22 protein-coding genes and 1 tRNA gene are annotated in these 21,686 nt (G+C 66.5%); 8 read left to right on the top strand and 15 right to left on the bottom strand.

Annotated features, from left to right (window positions below; translation table 11 throughout):
• Positions 1 to 56: 56 nt before the first annotated feature.
• On the bottom strand, positions 57 to 245 hold the full coding sequence (locus ACWEOW_RS23375; protein ID WP_452271651.1) for a hypothetical protein: 189 nt from the start codon (positions 243 to 245) through the stop codon (positions 57 to 59).
• Positions 242 to 601: a hypothetical protein gene (locus tag ACWEOW_RS23370; protein ID WP_452271650.1), complete on the bottom strand. Its 360-nt coding sequence runs from the start codon at positions 599 to 601 to the stop codon at positions 242 to 244. Before ACWEOW_RS23370 ends, ACWEOW_RS23375 begins: the two co-directional genes overlap by 4 nt.
• Before the next feature lie 132 nt (positions 602 to 733).
• On the opposite strand from ACWEOW_RS23370, the gene ACWEOW_RS23365 reads away from it, so the two are divergent.
• Positions 734 to 1,144, top strand: a complete 411-nt coding sequence (locus ACWEOW_RS23365; protein ID WP_452271649.1) for a nitroreductase family deazaflavin-dependent oxidoreductase — start codon at positions 734 to 736, stop codon at positions 1,142 to 1,144.
• 67 nt (positions 1,145 to 1,211) lie between these two features.
• Here the strand turns inward: ACWEOW_RS23365 and ACWEOW_RS23360 are convergent, their stop codons facing one another.
• The gene (locus tag ACWEOW_RS23360) at positions 1,212 to 1,442 is read right to left on the bottom strand and encodes a DUF6191 domain-containing protein (RefSeq protein ID WP_452271648.1); all 231 of its coding nucleotides are present in this window, start codon (positions 1,440 to 1,442) and stop codon (positions 1,212 to 1,214) included.
• 112 nt (positions 1,443 to 1,554) lie between these two features.
• Here ACWEOW_RS23360 and ACWEOW_RS23355 point away from each other — a divergent pair.
• Positions 1,555 to 1,630: transfer RNA gene (locus ACWEOW_RS23355), tRNA-Arg, on the top strand.
• Between the two features lie 15 nt (positions 1,631 to 1,645).
• Here ACWEOW_RS23355 and ACWEOW_RS23350 read toward each other — a convergent pair.
• The 5 genes from ACWEOW_RS23350 to ACWEOW_RS23330 all read right to left on the bottom strand — a co-directional run bounded on the left by ACWEOW_RS23350 (position 1,646) and on the right by ACWEOW_RS23330 (position 8,513).
• A complete protein-coding gene (locus ACWEOW_RS23350) occupies positions 1,646 to 2,311 on the bottom strand; it encodes a tyrosine-type recombinase/integrase (protein WP_452271647.1) in 666 nt (221 codons plus the stop codon).
• Positions 2,312 to 2,476: 165 nt separating this feature from the next.
• Positions 2,477 to 4,405, bottom strand: coding sequence for an ATP-binding protein (locus tag ACWEOW_RS23345; RefSeq protein ID WP_452271646.1), 1,929 nt, complete (start codon positions 4,403 to 4,405; stop codon positions 2,477 to 2,479).
• A 345-nt stretch (positions 4,406 to 4,750) separates the two neighbouring features.
• Positions 4,751 to 5,803, bottom strand: a complete 1,053-nt coding sequence (locus tag ACWEOW_RS23340) for a hypothetical protein (RefSeq protein ID WP_452271645.1) — start codon at positions 5,801 to 5,803, stop codon at positions 4,751 to 4,753.
• A gap of 374 nt (positions 5,804 to 6,177) precedes the next feature.
• Positions 6,178 to 7,443 (bottom strand): hypothetical protein, encoded by a 1,266-nt coding sequence (locus ACWEOW_RS23335; RefSeq protein WP_452271644.1) that lies wholly within the window; start codon positions 7,441 to 7,443, stop codon positions 6,178 to 6,180.
• A gap of 335 nt (positions 7,444 to 7,778) precedes the next feature.
• Positions 7,779 to 8,513, bottom strand: a complete 735-nt coding sequence (locus ACWEOW_RS23330) for a hypothetical protein (protein WP_452271643.1) — start codon at positions 8,511 to 8,513, stop codon at positions 7,779 to 7,781.
• 623 nt (positions 8,514 to 9,136) lie between these two features.
• On the opposite strand from ACWEOW_RS23330, the gene ACWEOW_RS23325 reads away from it, so the two are divergent.
• Positions 9,137 to 9,781 (top strand): hypothetical protein, encoded by a 645-nt coding sequence (locus ACWEOW_RS23325; protein WP_452271642.1) that lies wholly within the window; start codon positions 9,137 to 9,139, stop codon positions 9,779 to 9,781.
• 333 nt (positions 9,782 to 10,114) lie between these two features.
• Positions 10,115 to 10,432, top strand: coding sequence for a hypothetical protein (locus ACWEOW_RS23320; RefSeq protein ID WP_452271641.1), 318 nt, complete (start codon positions 10,115 to 10,117; stop codon positions 10,430 to 10,432).
• Between the two features lie 711 nt (positions 10,433 to 11,143).
• Here the strand turns inward: ACWEOW_RS23320 and ACWEOW_RS23315 are convergent.
• Positions 11,144 to 11,566, bottom strand: coding sequence for a hypothetical protein (locus tag ACWEOW_RS23315; protein ID WP_452271640.1), 423 nt, complete (start codon positions 11,564 to 11,566; stop codon positions 11,144 to 11,146).
• Between the two features lie 472 nt (positions 11,567 to 12,038).
• Between ACWEOW_RS23315 and ACWEOW_RS23310 the strand changes: the two genes are divergently transcribed.
• Together ACWEOW_RS23310 and ACWEOW_RS23305 are read left to right on the top strand one after the other, a co-directional pair.
• The gene (locus ACWEOW_RS23310) at positions 12,039 to 12,464 is read left to right on the top strand and encodes a hypothetical protein (protein ID WP_452271639.1); all 426 of its coding nucleotides are present in this window, start codon (positions 12,039 to 12,041) and stop codon (positions 12,462 to 12,464) included.
• Positions 12,465 to 12,646: 182 nt separating this feature from the next.
• Positions 12,647 to 13,429 carry a hypothetical protein gene (locus ACWEOW_RS23305; protein WP_452271638.1) on the top strand — a complete coding sequence of 261 codons (783 nt, stop codon included), beginning with the start codon at positions 12,647 to 12,649 and terminating at the stop codon, positions 13,427 to 13,429.
• Positions 13,430 to 13,533: 104 nt separating this feature from the next.
• Here ACWEOW_RS23305 and ACWEOW_RS23300 read toward each other — a convergent pair whose 3' ends face one another.
• The gene (locus ACWEOW_RS23300) at positions 13,534 to 14,622 is read right to left on the bottom strand and encodes an ATP-binding protein (RefSeq protein WP_452271675.1); all 1,089 of its coding nucleotides are present in this window, start codon (positions 14,620 to 14,622) and stop codon (positions 13,534 to 13,536) included.
• 89 nt (positions 14,623 to 14,711) lie between these two features.
• On the opposite strand from ACWEOW_RS23300, the gene ACWEOW_RS23295 reads away from it, so the two are divergent.
• Positions 14,712 to 14,915 carry a hypothetical protein gene (locus tag ACWEOW_RS23295; RefSeq protein WP_452271637.1) on the top strand — a complete coding sequence of 68 codons (204 nt, stop codon included), beginning with the start codon at positions 14,712 to 14,714 and terminating at the stop codon, positions 14,913 to 14,915.
• Between the two features lie 315 nt (positions 14,916 to 15,230).
• Here the strand turns inward: ACWEOW_RS23295 and ACWEOW_RS23290 are convergent, their stop codons facing one another.
• The 5 genes from ACWEOW_RS23290 to ACWEOW_RS23270 all read right to left on the bottom strand — a co-directional run bounded on the left by ACWEOW_RS23290 (position 15,231) and on the right by ACWEOW_RS23270 (position 20,035).
• On the bottom strand, positions 15,231 to 16,451 hold the full coding sequence (locus ACWEOW_RS23290; RefSeq protein ID WP_452271636.1) for an ABC transporter ATP-binding protein: 1,221 nt from the start codon (positions 16,449 to 16,451) through the stop codon (positions 15,231 to 15,233).
• Entirely contained in the window at positions 16,424 to 17,284 is an 861-nt protein-coding gene (locus tag ACWEOW_RS23285; RefSeq protein WP_452271635.1) for an ABC transporter permease, read from the bottom strand. The genes ACWEOW_RS23290 and ACWEOW_RS23285 overlap by 28 nt, the downstream gene beginning before the upstream one ends.
• Before the next feature lie 64 nt (positions 17,285 to 17,348).
• Positions 17,349 to 18,185, bottom strand: a complete 837-nt coding sequence (gene modA, locus ACWEOW_RS23280) for a molybdate ABC transporter substrate-binding protein (protein WP_452271634.1) — start codon at positions 18,183 to 18,185, stop codon at positions 17,349 to 17,351.
• Positions 18,186 to 18,219: 34 nt separating this feature from the next.
• Entirely contained in the window at positions 18,220 to 18,630 is a 411-nt protein-coding gene (locus ACWEOW_RS23275; protein WP_452271633.1) for a TOBE domain-containing protein, read from the bottom strand.
• A gap of 100 nt (positions 18,631 to 18,730) precedes the next feature.
• Positions 18,731 to 20,035: an MFS transporter gene (locus ACWEOW_RS23270; RefSeq protein WP_452271632.1), complete on the bottom strand. Its 1,305-nt coding sequence runs from the start codon at positions 20,033 to 20,035 to the stop codon at positions 18,731 to 18,733.
• 156 nt (positions 20,036 to 20,191) lie between these two features.
• Here ACWEOW_RS23270 and ACWEOW_RS23265 point away from each other — a divergent pair, with 156 nt between their 5' ends.
• A complete protein-coding gene (locus ACWEOW_RS23265) occupies positions 20,192 to 21,157 on the top strand; it encodes a hypothetical protein (protein WP_452271631.1) in 966 nt (321 codons plus the stop codon).
• Positions 21,158 to 21,686: the final 529 nt, after the last annotated feature.

Genomic DNA, 21,686 nt, shown 5'->3' with positions numbered 1-21,686 from the left:
GGGCGATGCGGCGCGCGGCGCCGCCCGGGGGCCAGCCCGCGGCATACGTCAGTCGCTCAGGTGGCGTCGGCGCCGGGCTCGCTCGGCTCGGCCTCGGCGAGGACACGCGCCTTGTCGCTGGGGCTGGACAGCCCCATCTCCTCGCGGGCGACGAGCATCTGTGCGGCCTTGATCTGTGCTCGTGTGGCCGACTTGACGACGTAGCGCCCGGTGCCGTTGCGGTGCCGACCAGGCTTCTCACTCATATGCCGCTCCCCTCGCCATGTCCAGTGTATGCCGGTGGCTCGGCGACGATCTGCTCGCCTTCGTCGTCCTCGACGACCGCCTGGTCGACGATCGCCTCGAGCACGGCGGAGATGAACCTCTGGTCCTCCTTCTGCAGCAGCGGCGAGCTCTGCAGGGCGTCGAGGATCTGCAGTCCGGCGAGGTTGCTGGCCTCGTCGGGCTTGTCGGACCGGCCGATCGCGAGCTCGGCGGCCCAGCGGAGCAGCCGCATCGTCTCCTCGCGCCGCCAGCGGGCCTCGGTGCCGCGCAGGCCGAACAGCACGACGCCCTGGGTCACGAGCACCGTGACGATCGCGATCCAAGATCCCGCGTCCACCTGGACTTCCCTTCGTACCGTTTGTCGGGCGTGTCCCGAGACTAGGCGCTGGGTCCGACATCGGCGCGGCGGACTTGCGCGAGTCGGCGGCGCGCGTGGAATGGGCGAGGGGTTGGGTGGGTTGCCACCGGTATGAGCGGTTGGAACGACCACGTGATCAGCGAGTTCCGCGAGAACAGCGGCAAAGTCGGGGGCTACTTCGAGGGCGCCCCGATGATCCTCATCCATCACATCGGCGCGAGGACCGGCACCGTGCGCGTGTCGCCGCTGGTCTACTTCCCGGAGGACGACGGGGCGATGCTCATCGTGGCGTCCAAGGGTGGCGCGCCGACGAGCCCGGACTGGTACCACAACGTCAAGGCCCATCCCCGGTTCGACGTCGAGGTGGGGACCGAGACCTTCACCGTCGAGGCGACCGAGCTCGCCGGCGCGGAGCGGACCGAACAGTGGGAGCGGATCGTCGCCGAACGGCCTGGCTTCGGCGACTACCAGAAGAAGACGACACGCACCCTCCCGGTGCTACGCCTGCGGCGCGCCGCCTGAGGCTGGTGTTCCGTCGCCGGATGCGGCGACTCTTCACCTTCAACCAACGGTATGCCGGGGCGCCGCCTCAGCGGTCGGGGTCCGGCTCGTTCTCGGTTGGGTCCGCTGACCATGCGGCGCCGAAGCGCTCCGGGGGCAGAACCAGGTGGACTACGCCACGGTCGAGGTCGACGTAGGTCTTGTTCGGGTCGGCCTCCGACCCCGGGATCTGCGCCTCGATGCGCTTGGTCTCCATCTCCTCGACCAGGTGCTTGTGCCCAGGCTGGAAGACCTCGATCAGCCCGTCCCACCCGCTCATGGCGACTCCTTGTCGTTGTCCCTGTGGTTCAGCGTACGTCGCGGCCGGTCCGACCCTGCGGGGCGATTCGGACGCTGGCCGAGTCACCTGACACAATGGCCGATGCTGTCCCGCCCTCGTAGCTCAGGGGATAGAGCACCGCTCTCCTAAAGCGGGTGTCGCAGGTTCGAATCCTGCCGGGGGCACCACGCCGTTTCCGCAGGTCACCGGCCACTTTCGGCCTCGCCGTCCAGGTCCTTTTGGGGCTCGGTTTCCTGCCGGGTGCCCGTGGGGTGCCCGAGTGCCTTGTTCACCCGATCCAGAGCCGCCCGGTCAGCGTCGGTGCCCATGAGGTGGCCGTAGGTGTCGAGGGTGAGTTTCGCGGTCGAGTGGCCGAGCCATGCCGACACCGTCTTGATGTCGACGCCTGCCGCGATCCACAGGCTGGCCGCCGTATGCCGCAGATCGTGCGGACGCCGGCCCAGGCTGGTGGTCGTCCAGCGCACCACCCGACGCCAGTTCTGCGCGTGGAGGTAGCCACCCTCCGGAGCCGAAAAGAGCAGGTCGTCAGGGTCCCGATCCTTGGCCCAGGACTCGACAACTGGACGAACCCGCTCAGTCAGCGGAACGAGCCGGGACCGACCGCTCTTGGTGGTCGCCCGCTCGATGACGGCGCCTGTCCTGCCCGACTGCGGGATCGACCTCTTGACCACCAGTCCCGGATACGGCACCGCCACGACGTCCCGGACCCGCAAGCCGCGCAGCTCGCCGAACCGAACCCCGGTCAGCGCCAGGACCAGCGTGACCTCGGCATACCGGCCCGCCGTCTCGCGCTGCTTCTCGACCACCGCGAGCAGGACCTCTAGCGGGAACGGGTCTACCTCGACCACCTTGCCTGTCCTCGAGTCGGGGTGCGGCAGCGGGACTTCCTCGGCGGGTGACTTTCGGAGACGGCGGGTGCGGACGGCGTACCGGAACAGCCCGCGGAGCGTGGTCCGAACCCGTGCCGCTGTGCGAACCGAGCGCGACACGGCGAGGACAGTCAGGAAGCGTGGCTACATTGCCGAGTCTGGCAGAAACTGTGGATACCGTTGCCGAAGCGCATCCAGTGCCTCCTCCTTCCCCGGATCCAGATCAAGCTGCGCCTTCGCGAAATGTAATGCCCTCCTACGATCTTCTAGAATGCCGCCCCAATGGCGGATCCAGATGCGCAAATCCATATCCGGATCGTCGTGGATTAAGCCAGGCGGTTGGTTTCGCTTCGTAGCCAATTTAGCAATATCTCGTCCGACCCTGTTTGCCACTAGCACAAAATCCCATCCCGTATTTGCATCCCGGAACCGCTCGTCATTTGCAACTGCCATGGCATACGACTCAATCTGTTGACGCTCATCATATCCAATTGTGCAATCTGGGCGCTTGAGTTCAACCACGAGATGCCTTTGCTTCTGACTGTCCTCGACCGTCTTCGTGAGCATTAGATCAACGATCGCGGTCTTGCGATCCTCCAGCTCAACGTGCGCCAGGTTCGCCGTGCTCCGCCCCAGGTGTGATAGGTGGCGTCTCAGCACCTCAACGATCCCTTTATCGTCAACGGCCAGGGCATACTGCTCCCCGAAGACCCAAGGTTCTGCCGCCAACATCCTATGGAGTTGACTGCGCTCCAAAACGGACTTCTTGATTGCTTGATCGAAGAGCAGAACATCGAGACTCCGCAGAAAAGTCAGTCGATCCGAAATCGTCCGTGATGTGGAGATTATTGAAGACAATGAGGTCTGCTCTAGGACGGCAGCCAAGTCGTCAACATCGCTTGGGGGAAGCTCGAGCACGTCGGAAAGCACCCGGCGCAAGTTACTTGGCGCTGTCTCCAGCGCCTCCTTTAGCAGCCGCAGGGACAGCTTTTGCGAAGCGACATCTTCAGCAATCCCAATGGATGCCGTGACTGCGACGACGTTGAAAAGCTCACGAGAAGCCGCCTCGATGTCGTCAGTGGGCTCATTCCGATAGGGATAGACGTCCGCCGCCTTCCAGTTCTCCACCAGCTCGCGAGTCTTCTTGTCCTGACGCTGCTGGAAGTAGGCCCGCAAGTCCGCTCGAACCGCATCAATGATCGGCTGGAATCGCTCATGACCCATATCCGCGAGGGTGGCGTCCTCATCGTCGAAGGCCGGGGACGTCACCGCGACACTGAAATGGAATCCTGGGACAAGGATCCCAGGGCTAATCTCTGCGAGTGGTGTTCGTGGATCGGCTCCAAAGAGAATCATCGCCCGAGGCCTCTTCTTGCGCCATTCGACAATCTCGACCGATACCGGATGGGACTCCCCAGGAATGTGAAGCTCGTGGTCGACCCGCTGCTCGATGGCACAGTCGTCTGCGAGGTCGAGTGGCTCACCTTCGAAGATGATCTTTACGGCTCTGTGCTTGAAAAGATACCCAGCGTACCGATTGGCAAGGCGTTCGCGAACGTCGTCTAGTAGGAGGCTTCCCATGGAGGCATCGCCGGCGAAGCATTCAACAACACATCCCGTTGCCTCTTCGGACGGCTGGGGATCCGACACCTCAAACGTCTCTGGAGCGTCCGACGAACCAACCACTGAAAACTTCACCCGACCGGTGGGATCGTCGACAACAGTTGTCCACGTCACCTTGTGGCCAAGCGCGTACGCCCTGAACCGGCCCTGACCCTCGCGTCCCAATAGCTGTCTACCAGAATCAGTCTCCCGGGTGCCAGCAGTCTTCCACGACCCACCGAGCTGGCCAAAGAGAGTCTTCAACCTGACATGAGAAATGCCCGTTCCATCATCGGCCACGCGGACTCGGTGCACTCCGCCCAGATGCGACCTGTACATAGAAATGGTGACGTTCGACGCGTCAGCGTCGAGCGCATTTGACACCAACTCAAGCAGTGCATTGAACGGCCGGGTCGGCTTGATGAGCTTGATTATGTGCTCTCGACCCACAGCCACCGCAACCTGCGTCATGCTTCCTCCCCGCAACTTGGCACAGTCCATGGACCATACGCCTCATAGCGACCCGGAGGGGGCAGAACGACCGAACTCGGGCAGCCCTTTGCCACCGGCGCTGACGAACCGGGCGCAAGTCTGGCCTTGCCGTAGTCACGTGGCGTGTGTCGATCAGCAGTCCGGGCGGCCCCGATCGGAGCCCCGCCTGCACCAGACGCGCGGTCGACCGACGAGACCTTGAAGTGCTAAATCCGCTGCGCCGCCGAAGGCGCACCATTATCCCCCGATCGGGGTGCGCGACGGAAGCCATCCGCTCGGAGCGAAAGCGGACAGACCAATGGACGTGATGGCCCGCGATCCAGGTTATGCGAGATCTGTTGCGACTTGCTCTGGAATGGCCCCCTGGCCTCTCAAGAACGTCAGCGCCAGCCGATTCGCATATCGAACAGCATCAGGGTCATGGAACTTCAGGACATTCAGCATCTCGTCCGTTTCGGGGCGCCCGTTCAACAAGCGCTCACTAGCAATGAGATCGGTGTATCGAGGTAGGTCCCGCGCGTGAGGGATACCCGTCGCCAGCCGTCGCAGCAACTCAGCGTATGGCTCACTCCAAGTCGGAGGAGTTGGCGAGAATGCACCTAGCGATTGCACGATAGATCCGCGTTGGGCACCTGCACGCGCCAGCATGTCCGTGATATATCTATCGATCGCGTCAGACATGTGCCGCATCTCATGAAGAGGAACCACTCCCTCTGACAGCCTGTCGCTGACTTCCTCGACTAGAGCCGCACCCTCGTACCTAAGGGCAACCCAAGCTAGTCGCACGGTGTTGTATGTGAACGCCACCAGTGCCTCTGCGAGCAGCCAGCGAATGCAAAACTGTTCGTCGTCGGCGATTTGGGGCGCATAACGAGCGGAGAGGCGCCGAAGTATCGTCAGTTGTCTTTTGATGCACAGCCAGGCATCTCCCAACCACGCCTCATCGCTCGTTAGGAGTTTGCTAAGGCGAAGAAGTTCGACATCGTTCGACGCCACCTGCCTAGCCCTCTTCGCCAGCAGGGCATTCGCCTCCGAGTGAGGCCCTCTCCCCTGTAACCTCTCGACGCCCGCAGCCTTTTCCCGCTTCGCAAGCTCGGACACACCCTGAATATGGACACCCAGGCCGGCCGCGACTTTGCGGGATCGGCCAGAAGGAGAAGTCGCCAGTGTCAGTTCTGAACGCTCAGCTTTCACGAGCTCCATTAGTCCTCGGAGCCACACGACTCTATCCAGTGCCGCCGGCGCACTCTTACCGCTTCCGCTCTTGCTTTCGCCGATTGCCGTGACCGTACGACAAGCTCCATCAAAATGAACGGCGATGAGATCGAGGTCCGTGACTTCTGTGAGTTCGCCTAAGTCAGCGTGCATCAGGCTCACGGCACGTCGAACAAAGTAGCCTTCAACGTACCAGGTGTTTGCTACACGAACCTCCAGGATCTCGCCATCTGTAAGTCTTGGCGGTCCTTGACGGCGAGACCTGGAGGCCGTGCCCCGGCCACTTGACCTGGATGCCAGTCTTCCCCGGTCGCGAGGCTGGTCTCTCGGAGGCGTCCGCGAGGGTACTGCCTCACTCGCAGGCGGGATCGCTTGATCCACTTCGGGCTGCCTCGTGGACTCCTCGACCGATCCCGTGGGCGCAGGCTCACCACCCTCACTAGGCGTCTCGCCCCCCGCTCCGTCTGACGTATCCGCATCCTCGAGAGGCAGCTGCGGCTCCGATTCGTCTGTCACGCTGGAACCTTCCGCATCACTCACGCTCGTTCTCCTCGCTGCACCCGAGCGATCTCCTCGCGAAGGGACAGTATCGCCGCATCGGCGATCTCGTTGGCTGCACCATCATCCGCCAAGCTGGACTGATCACGCTCTGGACTGACAAACACGCCAGGGCCGGATGTCACCACGACACCGCGGCTGTCGGCCTCTGCACCGTTCCCATAGATCTGACGCAACCAGCCAAGGGCGTCCGCGACTATGTCCTCCTTGACCAGCCTCAGAAATGGCCGGTCAACGCCAGGATCGACGGCGACTATACCGGCCGCTTCAAGCAGATGATAGTCGGTGCCGATATTGCTTGCCGGACCTACACGACCCCGCTCCAGCAGCTTTTCCACCAAAATCACCGGACTAGAAATCCGTCCGCGGCCTGCCAGCGCACGTTCGTGACCGAACATGAAGTGAGCCGCAACAAGTTTGCGCTCGTGTAGCGCCTCGGTTACGCCTCGTGCAGCATCCTCCACGACGTTTAGAGCCGGGAAGAGGTACGTCTGAGAAGCCACGCCGCCCGACGTGGAACGTACCGTCGCCGCCTGAACAAGGCCAACACGACGCGCGCCGCGCAAAATGTTCTCAGGTATGGCGGCCGAGGGCAGTGCTAGACCTCGTCGTGCGGACGTCGATTCCACGACGGACAACAGTGCATCACGCTCTCCTCCCGGCAGGCCGCGCAGGAATTGTGCGATGTTTACAGCTTCAGTACCCCACACCGCTGGGTTGTAAAGGACATCCTCATTTAGCGCGGACGACCTAGCGCGCCTGAGAACCCCAGATGCAAGGGCTAATGTCGCACCGTTCTGTGCAATTTGATCTGCAAATTCCGAGGCGATTTTGTGAACATGGTCTCGGCGAGCCAGCGGTGCCAGCGTCCCAAGTTGGACACTTGTGAGGGCCGCCCATTGCTCGTCGGATGGCGAGCATTTTTCAAGAACATTCTCGACCTGCTCGAGGAATGGTGCGGCTAGCGAGACATACTCTTCGACACTTACAAGCTGACCACCTTCTTCACGATAGTCAATAACGCCCGCGGCCTTAAGGATCGGCAGCACGCTCGTCCGCAGGTCAAACTTTCCGATCCCCAAGGCACTGGCGTACTGCTCAGCCAACGCTCCCGTCACGCTGTGATCCGTGTGCGCGCGAAGTCTCTCCGCGTAGTCCATGCACTTTCCCGCATGGATGACTTCATTCAATCTTGCCCGCGCTTGTGCCGACATGACGGGTCCAAACTGGTAGACCTGCAACACAGCGCGGGCGAGCCTGCCCGTCCTCGGTTGTACGCCCTCAATGCTCACGACTTCCCCCCTGCTGGCCTCCCACGCAGCGGAGGGTACCGTGAACTGGCTGCGGTGTTGGGAGGAACCGGCCAAAGAGGGCACGGGCGCGGGGGAGCTTCAAGGGGCGCGGACCAAGGCACCGCCGGACTCTGAGGCCGCACCCGCAGCCGAAACAGGGATGCGAGCCAGCCCGGAAGCCGTCCATTCACGCACAGCTGAAGCTCGACATCTGCCAGCCCTAGCTGGCAGACCCGACGCCCGTGGGCGTATGCGAAGTCACGTCCCCCAGAGCCTCCCGAAAACCTCTAGCCGACCCCGTTGGACGGGTTCGCGTCTGCCATCCGCTCGCTCAGGTGGGCGAGGAACAGGTTGACCTGTTGCTCCATAAGACCCGCACGCTCAGGGCTGAGACGGTCGAAATCACCATGGGCCGCGTCATTTCGTAAACCGGCCATTTGGTCGACGTCCTTCATGTCTTGCTTCGTGATGACGTTCGCCGTGCGTAGCGCCCTTCCATAGGCTGCGATCCCGGGTCTTTCCCTCACGTCGAGCTCCAGTTGCTCGACCGCGCCTCTGAGGGCGGTTTCCAGTGCTGCACCAGCGAGGACGATCGATGCGGCCGGGTGAACGGCTTTGTCCGAATTCAGTGTGCGAACTTGTTCCATGATGTCGGAACTGGCCACCGAGCGGAGCCCTTGACCTGTATCCGCTGGCAGCTGAACAGAGCCCTGCTCGATTTGCTCCGCCCAAACGCGTAGGATTTCGCCGATTGCCTGCGCGCCCGATTCAAGAGAGGCCCGGTCCGCCTGGCTTTCCCAGGCGATACGAGCCCGCGCCATCCATTCCGACTCGGCACCTGCGTATTGCCGGATGAACTCAAGGGCCGAAGCCACGCGGGCCATCATGCGCCCCTTGAGTTGGCCGTCCTCCATAGTCCAGAAGCCACCGTATCCGCCTTCCGAGGGGAGGAAGCGCATATCTGACTGCACGAGGTCGGCCTGCTCGCGCGCCCACTGGACCACCTGCTCATGCGTCGCCATTGCGACAAGATACTAACCTTCACGGAAGGGATTCGGCGACGGACTCGCGGAAAGGGCAAGGACTCTCCGTCAGCGTCCACGATGCCACCCGGAGCTGCATGGGCGTGCTGCCATGCGATCGGTGACTCGAGTACCCCGCAAGACGTCGAACGCCTGCCGGGCCTTGGTCGATGACGCGCGCTTGGGCGACACAGGGCCCTCCGACGTCCTACACATCCCGAGGCAGCCGGAGCCGACCCGCGCGCAGTGGCTTCGTCGCTCTGCGTTAGCCCCCCGTTGTCGCCCTGTCTCCCTGTGCCTGTCTCCCGTTCCCTGTCTGCCTTTCCCTGTCTCCCGTTACTCCCGTGTCTCCCGGCCCCGTGAGCACTTTCTGTACTGGCTCAAACGCGCCTGCGGCGCGAAGAAGCGCGGGACCCCCGCGATGGGGGACCCCGCGCTCCGGCGCTGGCGCGCCTACGCGCACCCCACCGCACCCCGCGCGTTTACCGACGCAACCCCGATTGGCGACAGAATGCGCCGCCTCGCGTGCAGCCGGTGACCGAAGGCGGAGGACGCGTACTTCACGGGCCGCGTTCTGTTCAAAAGTGACTACTCAAGGTCGCCCCACCATCTACAGTGCAGCCATGGAGCCTTGGGGTCGACGCCAGATGCGCACAAGTCTCGCCGCGGCGCTCGTACTTGTTCCGCTTGCCTTGGTACTCGCGGCCCCGTTCCTCGACGGTCAGCAGTACGGCGGGTATGCCACCGCGGTACAAACCATTGTCGTCGCAATCACCTTGGTGGTTGCTCTGATCACCTACCGCCATGACTCTCATGACAGACGCGTCGATCGCGTTCTCGCCTTGCATCGTGAGCTCGTTACGGGTCAGGTTGGAGCCAGCCGGAGAGCCCTCCTGGACCTCGTTCGGAAGAATGGCGAGCCCTATGGGGCCAGGGCGCGAGAGGAGATCCGGGCGAAGGGCCTCGGCGCCGACCGGGCCGCGCTGCTCCGATATTTCGAGCGCGTCGAAGCTGCACGGGAACGGGGAAGTCTGGACGACACCCTGGCAGCGGCCCTGATCGGACGACACGCGGGCTGGTGGCATCTTGCCCTGTGCTTTGAAGACACGCCAGCCCGGCGCCCCCTGAAGAACTTCTCGGAGTGGGCCGACGACTTTGCCCAACATCGCCCGACCGAAGACCTGTTTAAGTCCTGGGGACAGGAACGAAGCAAGCAGTTCGCACGTACTCATTGCATTCCAGAGCCACAAACGAACATAGCCTCTTGAGGCCATCACCGAACAGCATCCCTTTCTGCACGTGGAGCGCCAAGCTCGATCTGTCAACATGGAGCGATCGCGTGGTGGCCTTTCCCTCTGCCAACGAGCCTCGAGCCGCCGACCCGACGCTTCACTGCCGGCACGCCTCCGGACCGCGTCAAGAGCGCCTGCGGCGTCGCTGACGCGATGGCCTCCGGCCACCCTGGACTCGGCCACTCCGGCGTGCTGTACTGCTCCGCTATCGGTTCGGTGTCTCTTTGTGCCCAAGCGACAGTCCGCGCGGGCTGGACCCGGCAGAACAGATACCGAGCCGGCTACGGGCCGGGCCTGTACTCTGCGACCGTGACCGCGGAGAACCGTCGACTGATGACGTGGTTGCTCATTGTGCCCGGCTGGATCGTCCTCGTGCTCGGCAGCGTCGCCTTGGCTTCGCAGGTCGCAGCCCACATCGACAACGCGGACCTTCGGTTGCTCGTGTGGGTGGTCACCCCATTCACGTTGGGAAACTCGGCCTGGCCATTCAGAAGCGTGTTCGTGCGCGCATCGATTCCGACGGACGAGCTCCAGCGCACGCCGCGCCAACCTCCACCGCTGCGGAGGACAGATAGGTACCTCGGAGGTACCCGCGACGTCGACATGAGCCAAAGCCAACTTTTATAGAGCAGTGCGAAAATCATTGCGGCACAGGCTGTCCCGACCAGCCGCTGGACGCCGGTCGGACTCCTAAAAGCGGGTGTCGCAAGTTCGAATCTTGCCGGGGGCACGTCCTGATGTGTATGACGCCGACCGACCCGCACCGCGTCGACGCGCACGCTGGTCTGGTCGACGCATCGCGGGCGGAGGCAGTGGCGGGCGTTGGATCCGGACACGGTCCGGATGATGATCGAGGCCGATGAGCCGCGCGTGTCGTGCCGGGTGCATGCGCTGGTGGTCGCGGCGGTGCCGTGGGTGCAGCGCGGTGCCGTGGTTGCGGCGCGGTGCCGTGGGTGCGGCGCGGCGCCGGGCACACGCACGGGTTCGATGACCAGGCGGCGTGACTGGCGACCCAGTCGTCCAGGATGACGGGTGATGCAGCTGATGTGGATCGGGCAGCACACCGTCGGGTCGATCATCTGGGTGAGAGGGATTCCGTCGGGCACCCGAAGGGCTCCCGCCTTGGCCGGCTCGATGCCGATGCGCACCAACGACCGGGCCGGCGGACCGGCGACGCACCGTGGAGCCGTAACCGACCATGTCTCGGCCCACGCTGGCCTCCATGCGCGAGGCTCGAGGCTCAAGGCGCGAGGAGAGTTGACGGCACGAGAGGCGCATGAAGCTGGCCCGGGCGGATCGCCCGGGCCAGTGTGAATGGTCACCTCAGCGCCAGTCCCGTCACGGGAACGTGCCCGGAACGTTGAGGCTGATGCCGTTGGTCGTATCGGTCAAGCTGATGTCGGTGAACGCCACCGTCATCGGCGGGTTGCAGGACGGTTGGAAGGTCGCTGTAACGCTCAGCGAGAAGTTGGCCTTGCCGTTCTGGACCGGGAAGTCGGCTGCGGCCCCGACGGATGTCTTGTTGACGGCCTTCGGGTGGTTCCCGCCGCCGTTGATGCACAACGCCGTCGCTGTGAGAACCACGTGGACCTGTGACTCGTCACCGAGTCCAGCTTCCTTTCCTGAGACAGTCAGCGTGCTGCCACTGACCGTCACGACGGTGGCGGAGTTGATGAAGTGCGGGCTCCCTGCCCATGCAGGCGTCGCGACTGCGAAGAACGCGGCGAGTGCGCAGGCGAGGGCGGTGATGCTCCTACGCATGATGGCTCCTGATTGAAGGAACGCAATATTGACAACTGGCCCCGGGCCGAACCCTTCCAGGCAGGACTCGGAGCGAGGCCGGACCGACCACCTGCACGGTGTCCCCGACGCTCCGGCAACTACCACGACACTCGGCGGCCCCCGCCGACCTAAGTGCCCACCTTCCAGATTAGGCAGGGTGCGAGGAAGGTGCAGCGTAACGGTGAAATCCGTGACTCAGCCGGCTTGACTGAAGAGTCAGAAACGCCGGATTTGTTGCTTTTCTCCTGGCGCGCAGACCATGCTGCGTCCAGGTGAACGTCGCGGCACTGGCCAGCGCGAGGCCCCACGCTTGGGGACCCCGCGCACCGGCGCTGGCGCGGCTACGCGCATCGCAAGGCACCCCGCGCTTATGGGCCGATGCCGAGCCCGAACCTGGCCCAGCCCCACACCCAGGATCGGCGCATAGGAGACCACCATAGATTCTGGAGTCGTGCGCGCGATCGCGGCGGAGCTGCTGCCGCCAGACAGCCACGCCTGGACGCTGGAGCCACTCACCCGCAACGGCAACGTCCTCATCACTCGCACCACGTCCGAGCCGGCCGAGTCGATCGAGCTGCTCGACACCGGGACCGGCGCCTTCGTCCTGAGCATCGGCGACCGCATCAGCTATGCCGACTTCGGCTACGAGGAGCCGGACGACCGCGAAGTGATGCGGGAGCAGCTTGGTCGCGTGCGCGCGTACCTGGACGGCGAGGTCACGAGGCGGGAGAAGACACGCGGCGACCGACTGATCGCCACTCAGCTGAGCTTCCCGGACGGTCTCACGCTCACGATGCACCATGGCTCCGTCATGTCGCTCCTCAACCGCATCTTCAAGAGCGGCATGTCCAGTGCGACGGCGGATTTTCGCGAGTAGCGGCAGCCGCCGAAGCGTCAGGAACCTCCGAGCCCCGACATCTCGCTGCCCGAGTCGCCGCTGCGCGATCTCCTCGTTGGCCACCCGGCGACCACGGTGTATCACCAGCCACGTGGGCGCCGTCGGTGAGACGGGCACGTCCGTGCCCGGTCACTGACACACGATCAACGAGGAGGCGCCATATGGCAAACGACGATTGCCCCGGCTTCCCGAGGGCCACTCCGGACAAGGAGGGATTCACGACATTCAGGGGGGAGACTGCGTGCACCTGCCTCGCCAAATGGCTCCCCGTCTACGAGAGGCTGCTGCTCGCCCGCGGCCTCATCAAGTCGAACATCGACATCCTGCAGCTCACCGGTAACGCCCCGGCGTCGGCCTGCACCCATCGCTGGGGCGGCGCGTTCGACATCTTCCAGACAGAGCCCGAGCACGTCGCCGTTGCCCGGGAAATGGGGGCACCTGCGACGTGGATCAGGCTCAAAGGCCCGGCGTTCGACACCACCCACACGCATGGCGTGCTCAACAAGTGCGAGCACAACGAACCCGCGCGCTACCAGGTCGAAGCCCAGGCCGCCGGTTTCAACGGCCTTGGCGCAGCGGGCAAAGGGGGCCGCGACCCGCATCGCAAACCACGCGTTCGCCGCACCTGGGAGGAAGGCATCACCTGGGCTGAGGGCGAGATCAAACGAATCGAGGAGGAAGACATGCCAACCCCGAAGGAAATCTGGGAGTTCCAGATGCAGTCGCCGACCGACGGGACGCAGTTCACGGCTCAGTCGTGGCTCGTCAACGCCAACGTCAAGGCCGGCAAGGCGATGCACACCGCCGAGAAGGCGCTCGCCGAGGTTGCCGGCCTCAAGTCGGCTCTCGAGGCACTGGTGGCCCAGCCGGACATCACGGTCGCGCAGATCGAGGCAGCAGCCAAGGCTGGGGCCAAAGCCGCGCTCGACGGCGCTACACCCTGACCAAGCGGCGTCCTCGGTGCCGCTGAGATCCCCGCGGCACCCAGGACGGCGCCCCGAGCCCCGGCAGAGCCCGGCCGAGCCCCGGAGCACCCGCCGTGCTCGGCTTACGCGCGGTGGCTGGCCGCCCACGAAGTAGGCACGTCGGCCCCGCCTTCTTGCGACAGCCGCTGACCAAACCTGACGAGGGTCGGGTGCGAGGCGAACTTCCCTGCCACGAGGCTCTCGCCTTGCCGGAAGCTCGTGGCCCGCTGGATCAGCCCTTCCGGGACAAAGGAGAACACCTCGCGCAGGTGCACGAGGTCGGCCTCCGAGTTCATTCGCATGAGAAGCAGGTTGTCGCACTGCGAAAGCACTTCGTCATGCACTTTCTGGGGCCGCTGCGTCGAGGTCAGCAGATACAACCCGAACTTTCGCCCCTCCGCAGCGATCAGCGTCGCGTAGTTCGTGGCCATCGCGGTCACCGGATCAGAGGGCTGCGCCGGACACACGTTGTGCGCCTCGTCGATGACGATCAGGCACGGCTCGCGCTTCGCTCTGTGGCGCCACAAGGTCCCCAGCACCGTCTCGGCAATGAGCCGTTGCTCGTGGTGGCTGTTGAGCGAACCGAGGTCGACGACAAGACAGCGAGCCGTCGGGTCCTCGAGCTCGTCGACGAGGGACCTGCTCTGCCCGCCGCTCCAGATGGACCAGTTGAGCACGCCGAGGTTCGCCGCTCGCAACCCGAGCCGGCGAATGTCGGGATTCTCGGAGCTCACCAGTGCATCGAGGCCGCTGATGATCGGACGGCCTTTCTCGCTGACCGCAAGAATCGCGGCCAAGGCGGCATACTCCTCCCGGTCACGAATCGGGTCCAGCCCGAACACCGCCGCCTGAGCGGCCGGGTCGACATCGATGAACTGAAGGCCCAAAGGGTGTGGCGCGCTCTTGTCGTTCGTCCACACGGCCACGTCCCTGGCGGCAGCGGCATACGACTCGGCCAGCTCAGCGTCCGCGCCGTCGCGGGTCTCACCGAGACGGACGTAGTCGGAGTTGGGGTCGAGGATGACCATGCGGAGGCTGGTGTCGAGCAGAAGTCGCTCGAGCACGAGCCCCAGCGAGTAGGTCTTCCCGGACCCCGACTGACCGCACATGAAGGTATGCCGGTTGAACCCGCCGGAGTCGAGCGTCGCCGGCACCCCGGGCGCCAGCAGCAGCTCCCCGATCGGCAGGCCGACCGGTCAGGCTGGGTACGGGCCAGCCACGCCCGCACCTCCTCGGGCTCCGCCGGCCGGACCCGCGCGTCGTGGAACGGCTCGACCGGCCCGTCGAGGACGACGCCTTCGCCGCGCGCGAACCTGATCCGCACCCCGCCCCGGAGCACTTCGAGGCCGAGGTCGCTGGCGCTCGCGTAGTCCGACTGGAGGGTGAGCACCTGCCCGAGCCGACGGCTCCCGGCATCCTCGAGCACGACGTACCCGCCAGTCTGCAGCTGCAGGTTCTGCAGTGAGGCGTGGAAGGTGAACTGGCGTCCGTCGACCGAGCTGGCCAGCGCGGCCACCAGTCCTTCCAGCTGCCCACGCGTCCGCTGGAACTCCTCCGCGACCTCCGCAGCAGACATCCCCGCGCTCTCAGGTGTCGAACCCGTCACGCCCAGAGTCACATCCGTCATGCTCACCACCCCGTCCTCGAAGGCCATTTGCACTCTATTGGCGCGCGAGCGCGTCCGAGACGGGTTCTCGAGCACTCGCGGAAGACGTCGTGCCGAGCCCGTATGCCGTCCGCGACCTCAGCGCCGTCCCGGACCTCAGCGCCGTGCGCGACCTCAGCGCTGTCCGCCGCCGTCGTGCTGGCTGTACACCTCGAGGTCGGTCGCCTTCGTCGTGAGCCACACTTCGAGGCCAGCCTGCAGGCCGAGCTCGGCCACCGCGGCGGGGGTCACGTCGACGATCGCCGCAGGCTCGCCGTCGAGGTCGACCCGCACGCGGTCGGTCAGCAGCGTGAGCCCGACGATCGTTGCGGGCCAGCTGTTCCGGGCACTGGTATGAGGGCGTTCGGTGCTGACGAGCACCGCCGACGGGCGCAGCGCGACGAGGACGTGCCCGTGCTGCCCGTGGTCGGGCACGACGAAGGTGCCTCCACCCGTCAGCCGCACAGCGGGACCGTCCACCTCGCCGGCATAGAGGTTGAGGCCGACGAGCTTGGCGACGTACTCGGTGGCTGGGCGCCGCGCGACCTGCGCGGGCGTGCCTTCCTGCACGATCCGGCCGTCCTCCAGGACGAGCAGACGGCTCGCGAGCACGAGGGCTTCGAGCGGGTCGTGGGTGACGAGCAGACACGGCCCGGGGAACTCGGAGAGGTGGCGGTTCAGCTCGGTCTGGACGTCGAGCCGGGTCCGCGCGTCGAGCGCGGCCAGCGGCTCGTCGAGCAGCAGCAGAGCCGGGTCCCCGGCGAGCGCCCTCGCCAGCGCGACGCGCTGCGCCTGCCCACCCGACAGGTCCGAGGGCCGACGTGGCGCGAACTCGGCGATCCCGAGCCGCGCCAGCCACTCCTCCGCTGTCGCTCGAGCCTCGTGCCGGCTCACTCCCCGCGCGCGGGGGCCGAACGCGACGTTGTCGAGCACGCTCAGGTGGGGAAACAGCCGGTAGTTCTGGAAGACGAACCCGACGGGGCGGTCGGCAGCCTCGGCAAAGACGCCGCTCGCGGCGTCGTCGACGACGCGGCCGTCCAGCCGGATCTGGCCGCCGGACACAGGAATCAACCCCGCCACCGTGTTGAGCAGCGTGGACTTGCCGGAGCCGTTCGGCCCGAGTATGCCGAGGACCTCCCCGGGTGCGGCCGTGAGCGCCACGCGCAGGGTGAAGTCCCCCCGGCGGACCTCCGCGTCGACCTCGAGTCCCCGACCGTCGCCGACACCCGGAGCGGACGCACCGACGTCCGACCCCGGCGACGCCTGCGACGACGCCGCGGCCGCCGACGACGCTGAGGCCGCCGCGCGTCGCCTCGCGTCGGTTGCCGTCACTGGGTCGTTCCGCCTCGCAGCCATTTGTCACGCAGCGTAACCAGCACGATCACGGACACCAGCAGAAGCACCAGGCTGAGCACGATGGCGGCATCGGGATCGGACTCGAGGGCGTAGTACACCTCGATCGGCATCGTCTGGGTCCGGCCCGGATAGCTCCCGGCGAACGTGATCGTCGCCCCGAACTCCCCCAGCGCCCTCGCCCAGCACAGCACGGCGCCGGCCCCGAGAGACGGCGCCACGAGCGGGACCGTGACCCGCCGGAAGACCGTCATCCTTGACGCGCCGAGCGTCGCGGCGGCCTCCTCGAAGCCCTGGTTGGCGGAGCGCAGGGCCCCCTCGACCGTGACGACGAGGAACGGCATGGCCACGAACGTCTCGGCCATGACGACCGCGGTCGAGGTGAACGGGATGGTGATCCCGAACCACTGGTCGAGGTAGCGCCCGACGAACCCGTTGCGGCCGAACGCCAGCAGCAGCGCCACGCCGCCGACGACCGGCGGAAGAACCAGCGGGAGCGTGACCAGTGCACGAAGCAGCCGAAGGCCCGGGAAGTCTGTGCGCGCCAGGATCCAGGCCAGTGGCACCCCGATGAGCAGCGACACCGCCGTCGCCACGGTCGCCGTCCACAACGACAGCTGCAGCGCCTGCGACGCCGCGGAGCCGCGCAGAATCGACCACAGGTCACCCCACGGCGCCCGCAGGATCAGCCCGATCAGGGGCAGGATCAGGAACACGACCGCGATCAGTGCCGGCGCCAGCAACGGCGCCGGCACTGATCGCGAGGCCCCCCCTTTGGTGCCCCGGCGTTCGCGTTCGCGCGGACTCAGCCGCGTCGACGATGCCGGAACGCTCATGGCCGGACCTCCCACCATCGGACCCCCACCGCCGGACCCGTCACACAGGCCCGCCACGGGCTGATCATGGCCCTTGGAAGCCGGCCCCGGACAGCACGCTCTGCCCGGCCGGCGATAGCACGAAGTCAACGAATGCCGCTGCGACTGAGGCGTTTCCACTCTTGGTCAGAGCCGCGATCGGATAGCTGGTCGAGGCGTTGACGTCGGCGGGGATCTCGACGCCCTTGACCTTGTCGCCGGCGGCCATGACATCGGTGACGTAGACGACCCCGGCATCCACCTCTCCGAGCTGGACCTTGCTCAGCACCGACTTCACATCGGGCTCGAGCGTGACCGGCTTGACCGTGATCTTCGCGTTGGAGAACACCTTCTCGGCGACCGAGCCGCACGGCACCTGCGGCTGGCAGAGAGCGGTCTTGACCGACGACTTCGCGAGATCGTTGACGGACATGACGCCGGCCGGGTTGTTCGGCGGCGTCGCGATCTCCATGACGTTCTTGGCGAAGACCTTCGCGTCCGAAGCACCCCCCGCCGAGACGACCTGGTCCATGTTCTTCTGGCTCGCCGAGGCGAACACGTCTGCGGGGGCACCGGAGTTGATCTGCTGCGCGAGCGCGGAGCTCGCCGCGAAGCTGAACGTCACTGTGGTGCCCGGGTGGGCCGCCTCGAACTGCTTGCCCAGCTCCGTGAAGGACTCCGTCAGCGACGCGGCCGCGAACACCGTGATGTCGCCCGACATCGCGTCCGACGTCGTGCCCTGTGTCGCTGTCGCCCCCGCGGCGGTCGAGCCCGCGCCGGTCGACCCCGCGCCAGGACCCTGGTTGTCGCTGGTCGATCCGCACCCTGCGAGGGCCACGACGAACAGCGCCGCAGCACTCCACGCGAGCCGGCTAGCACGCATCAGTTCTCCTTGCTCAGGTCTCGCCGGCGCGAGATCAGCGGGTGCTCGGCAGCTCGACCGAGACGTTGGTTGCCTTCACGGCCGCGACGGCCAGGACACCCGGCTCGAGGCCGAGCTCGTCGGCCGCCTCCCGACTCAGCAGCGACACGAACCGGTGCGGGCCCGCCTGAATGTCGACCTTGGCCATGACGGTGTCGCGCACGACATGAGTGACCAGGCCGGTGAACCGGTTGCGCACGGACGCGGCGACGACCGGGCCCATCGGTACCGAGATGGCCGCGTGTGCGGCCTCCTCGGCGAACCGCGCCAGCTCGGCGCCCTCGATCACGAGCCGGCCGGAGGCGTCCGTGCTCGTCTCGACCCGACCGTCGTCGGCCCAGCGGCGCAGGGTGTCGTCACTGACCCCGAGGAGGGACGCGGCTTCCTTGATCCGAAACAGTGGCACGGACGCGACTCTAGCCGCAGAATCGGCCTCTACGCATCAGTGCAGGCGCATCTGCCGCCAGATCGAGACAGAGCGGCAGCAGATGCGGCATACGGGCCGGTCAGAGTGGGGCCTCGGCGGCGCGCCGCGAGCCCCGGAGAGCGACCCCTCCACGGCGACGTCGCGCGAGCAACAGTGCACCGGCAACGAGCCCGAGGGCCACGGTGACCAGCCCGGATCCGACGAGCGTCGCGCGCGGGCCGAAAGCGGTCGTCAACGGACCTCCGAGCGCGGTCCCGAGCGGCGAGGCGGTGAGCAGAACCGCGCTCCGGGCCGCGAGAACGGCGGCGAGGTACTGGGGAGGCGAGGCGCCCTGGACCAGCGTCACCGACAGGGCGACGAACGGACCGTAGATGAGCCCACCGAGCGCGAAGCTCGTCACGGACACGGCCGGCGGGGCGTCGAGACCGAAGGGCAGCAGCATGATCCCCCAGCCGACCACGATCGCGATGGTGACCGGCCAGATCGGCAGGCGTCGGAGCGCGCCGACCGTGAGGCCGCCGACGACCGCACCGATGCCGAACAGCATCCAGTAGAGGCCAAGGAGAGTCGCCGGGGCATCGAGGTCGTCGGACACGTGGAGCGGGAGTGCGACCTCGACGGGCCCGTAGAAGAAGTTGAAGAACCAGGTGAGCAGGAGCAGCCCGATCAGCACCGGGTAGGACCGGAGCACCGCCAGCCCGCCGCGCGCGGCCCGCCCGTCGACCGGCGTCACATGCTGCCCGTCGGGCAGGTTCGTGGTGAGGACCACGACAGCGAGGAAGACGTAGGTCAGGGCGTCGAGGCCGATCACGAGGGCGGGGCTGACGAACGTCACGAGCACGCCCGCGACCGCGGGCCCGGCAATCGTCGCGGCGAAGTTGAGCGAGCTGATGAGCGTGTTCCCGGGGAGCCGCTGCGCCTCCGGCAGGATCTCGGCGACCAGCGTGTACTGCCCGGCGCTGCCCCAGGCGTGCAGCAGCGACGACAGCGCGAGCAGGACGACATACAGCGGCGGCGTCAGCGCCCCGGCCAGCCAGGCGAGCGGGATCGCGGCGAGGAACACTCCCCGCACCGCCGTGTCGGCAAGCAGCAGCCGCTTGGCCGGTTCCCGCCGCAGGCGGCGTCCCAGGACGAGCGCTCCGACCACGCCCGGGAGCGTGTATGCCGCGACCGCACCGGCCACCCAGAGCCCCGCCGTCGCGGCCGGCGCGAGCTGGATGGCGAGCCACGCCACGACGACAAAGCTCATCCCATCGCCGAAGTAGGAGACCGCGAAGCCCAGCGCGAGCCGCCGGTAGGTGCGGTTCGCCAGCACCGGCTGGTATGCCGCGGGGACGAGACGCTCGAGCGTCTGTCGTCCCGGCATACGGCTGGGGTTGTCCATACGCGCCACGGTAGGTGCTTCGTGAGTCTTGGGCTTCTCGATTCCTGACCGACCCGCGAACTCGCGTGTTTGGGCCCAGATCGTCGTGGGTAACGGAATGGTAACGACGCCGCGAGATCGCGGATCACCGACAGTGTGCTCAGGAGGAACGGGCTTATGGCCCCACGCACCCTGGTGCTGGAGGCCGAAGCGCCCTCCCGCACCCTCGACGCGCTCGACACCCTCGAGACCCCCAGTCCAACGGACCCACGCCGTCCGTACGCCCCGGATCGACGTGGCGCACGATCGGTGGCCACGGGCGCGATCGTGCTGCTCGCCGGGCTCGCCTTCGGCCTGTTCGGTCTGGTGGCGATGGCGCCACTCTTTCGGCAAGCACGGCGTCGCAGGGCGCAGGCGTGCGGCATGTGCCGACGCAGCCAGAAGGTCTGGGTGGCCGTGTCTGTGGCCGTTGCCCTCCTGACCCTGGCCGGCGGCGCGGTCCGCGTCGCCCAGGACGAGGTGGCCATCCCGAAGTGCCCCGTCACCTCGATGTCTGCCGGCACCTCGTTCGAGGACGTCCGGCAACCGGCCGGCGGCACCCTGCCCGCCCCGCTCCACGCCGCCCTCGACGCCCCTGCCGGTGGGCTCGCCATGGCCTTCGGCCACTGGCAGGGCCGCACCATGTGCGACATCCGCCATCCATCGCTCACCATGAGCTTCATCCCGGCGTCGCGGACCACAGCCGGCAGCACCATCGGCGACGTGTTCGTCACGCCCCCGCGGCCGAACCTCAACGACGACCAGACGACGGCGCTCGCCCGGCATGAGGCCCGCCACAGCGACCAGTGGGCCGTCGCGACGGCGCTCGGCGGCATCACCCTGCTCCCCACGGCATACGTCGTCGACCAGTCGCTCTACCCCAACGAGCTCAACCACTTCGAACAGGCCGCTGGGCTTGCCGCGGGTGGGTACCCACCCGCCCCAGCCCAGCCACCCGGACCCCGGGCGTGGGCGCTGGCCGGCTGGCTGCTCGTCGCCGGGCTGATCCTGCGCCGCCGGCTGCGGCACATCGCCCGCACGGTTGCCGGGCGCCCGGTGCGGCCCAAGCCGCAGCTGTGTGCCGTGCACACCCCGGGCTGGTGAATTGCCCCAAAGGGGGGACCAGCGCTGAGCGCGGTCGGCCGTCGCGGGGGTCGGGCAGCCCCGTCCCCAGCGTCGAGCGTTGCGCCCCGTCCCCCGCCGGCCATCTCGCCAAGGTCGAGTGGGCGCCCTGTCCCTCGTGTCACGCACCCTCGTGGCTGGGCTCGTGGGACAGCGTGCTTCCTCGACCGGAACTCTCCCGACGCGTCCCGCCCCCGGCTTTCCGTCGAGTGGCCGCCCCGTCACTTGTGTCCCGCCCCCCGGCCGTCCGTCGAGTGGCCGCCCCGTCACTTGTGTCACGCCGTCGCCCTGCTGCTTCGGTCGACGGAGCGCTCAGTCCCAGCCCGCTTCTTCGCGCCAACCATCTCCGGAATTCCCTGTGGAGAACCACGAACCACCTTGCGCTGCAGGCGAATTCCACCAGCACCAGGTTGCGTGCCGTTCGAACATGTGTGCTACTCCTCACCTTGCCGTGGGTAGCGTGATGGTGATGCCGCCGCAGCACAGGTAGATGCTGGCGGCGAGGGCGTCG

This window comes from Monashia sp. NPDC004114 (assembly GCF_053603855.1).
Note: the sequence above shows the minus strand (reverse complement) of the source record. Positions and strands in the feature narration are given on the sequence as shown.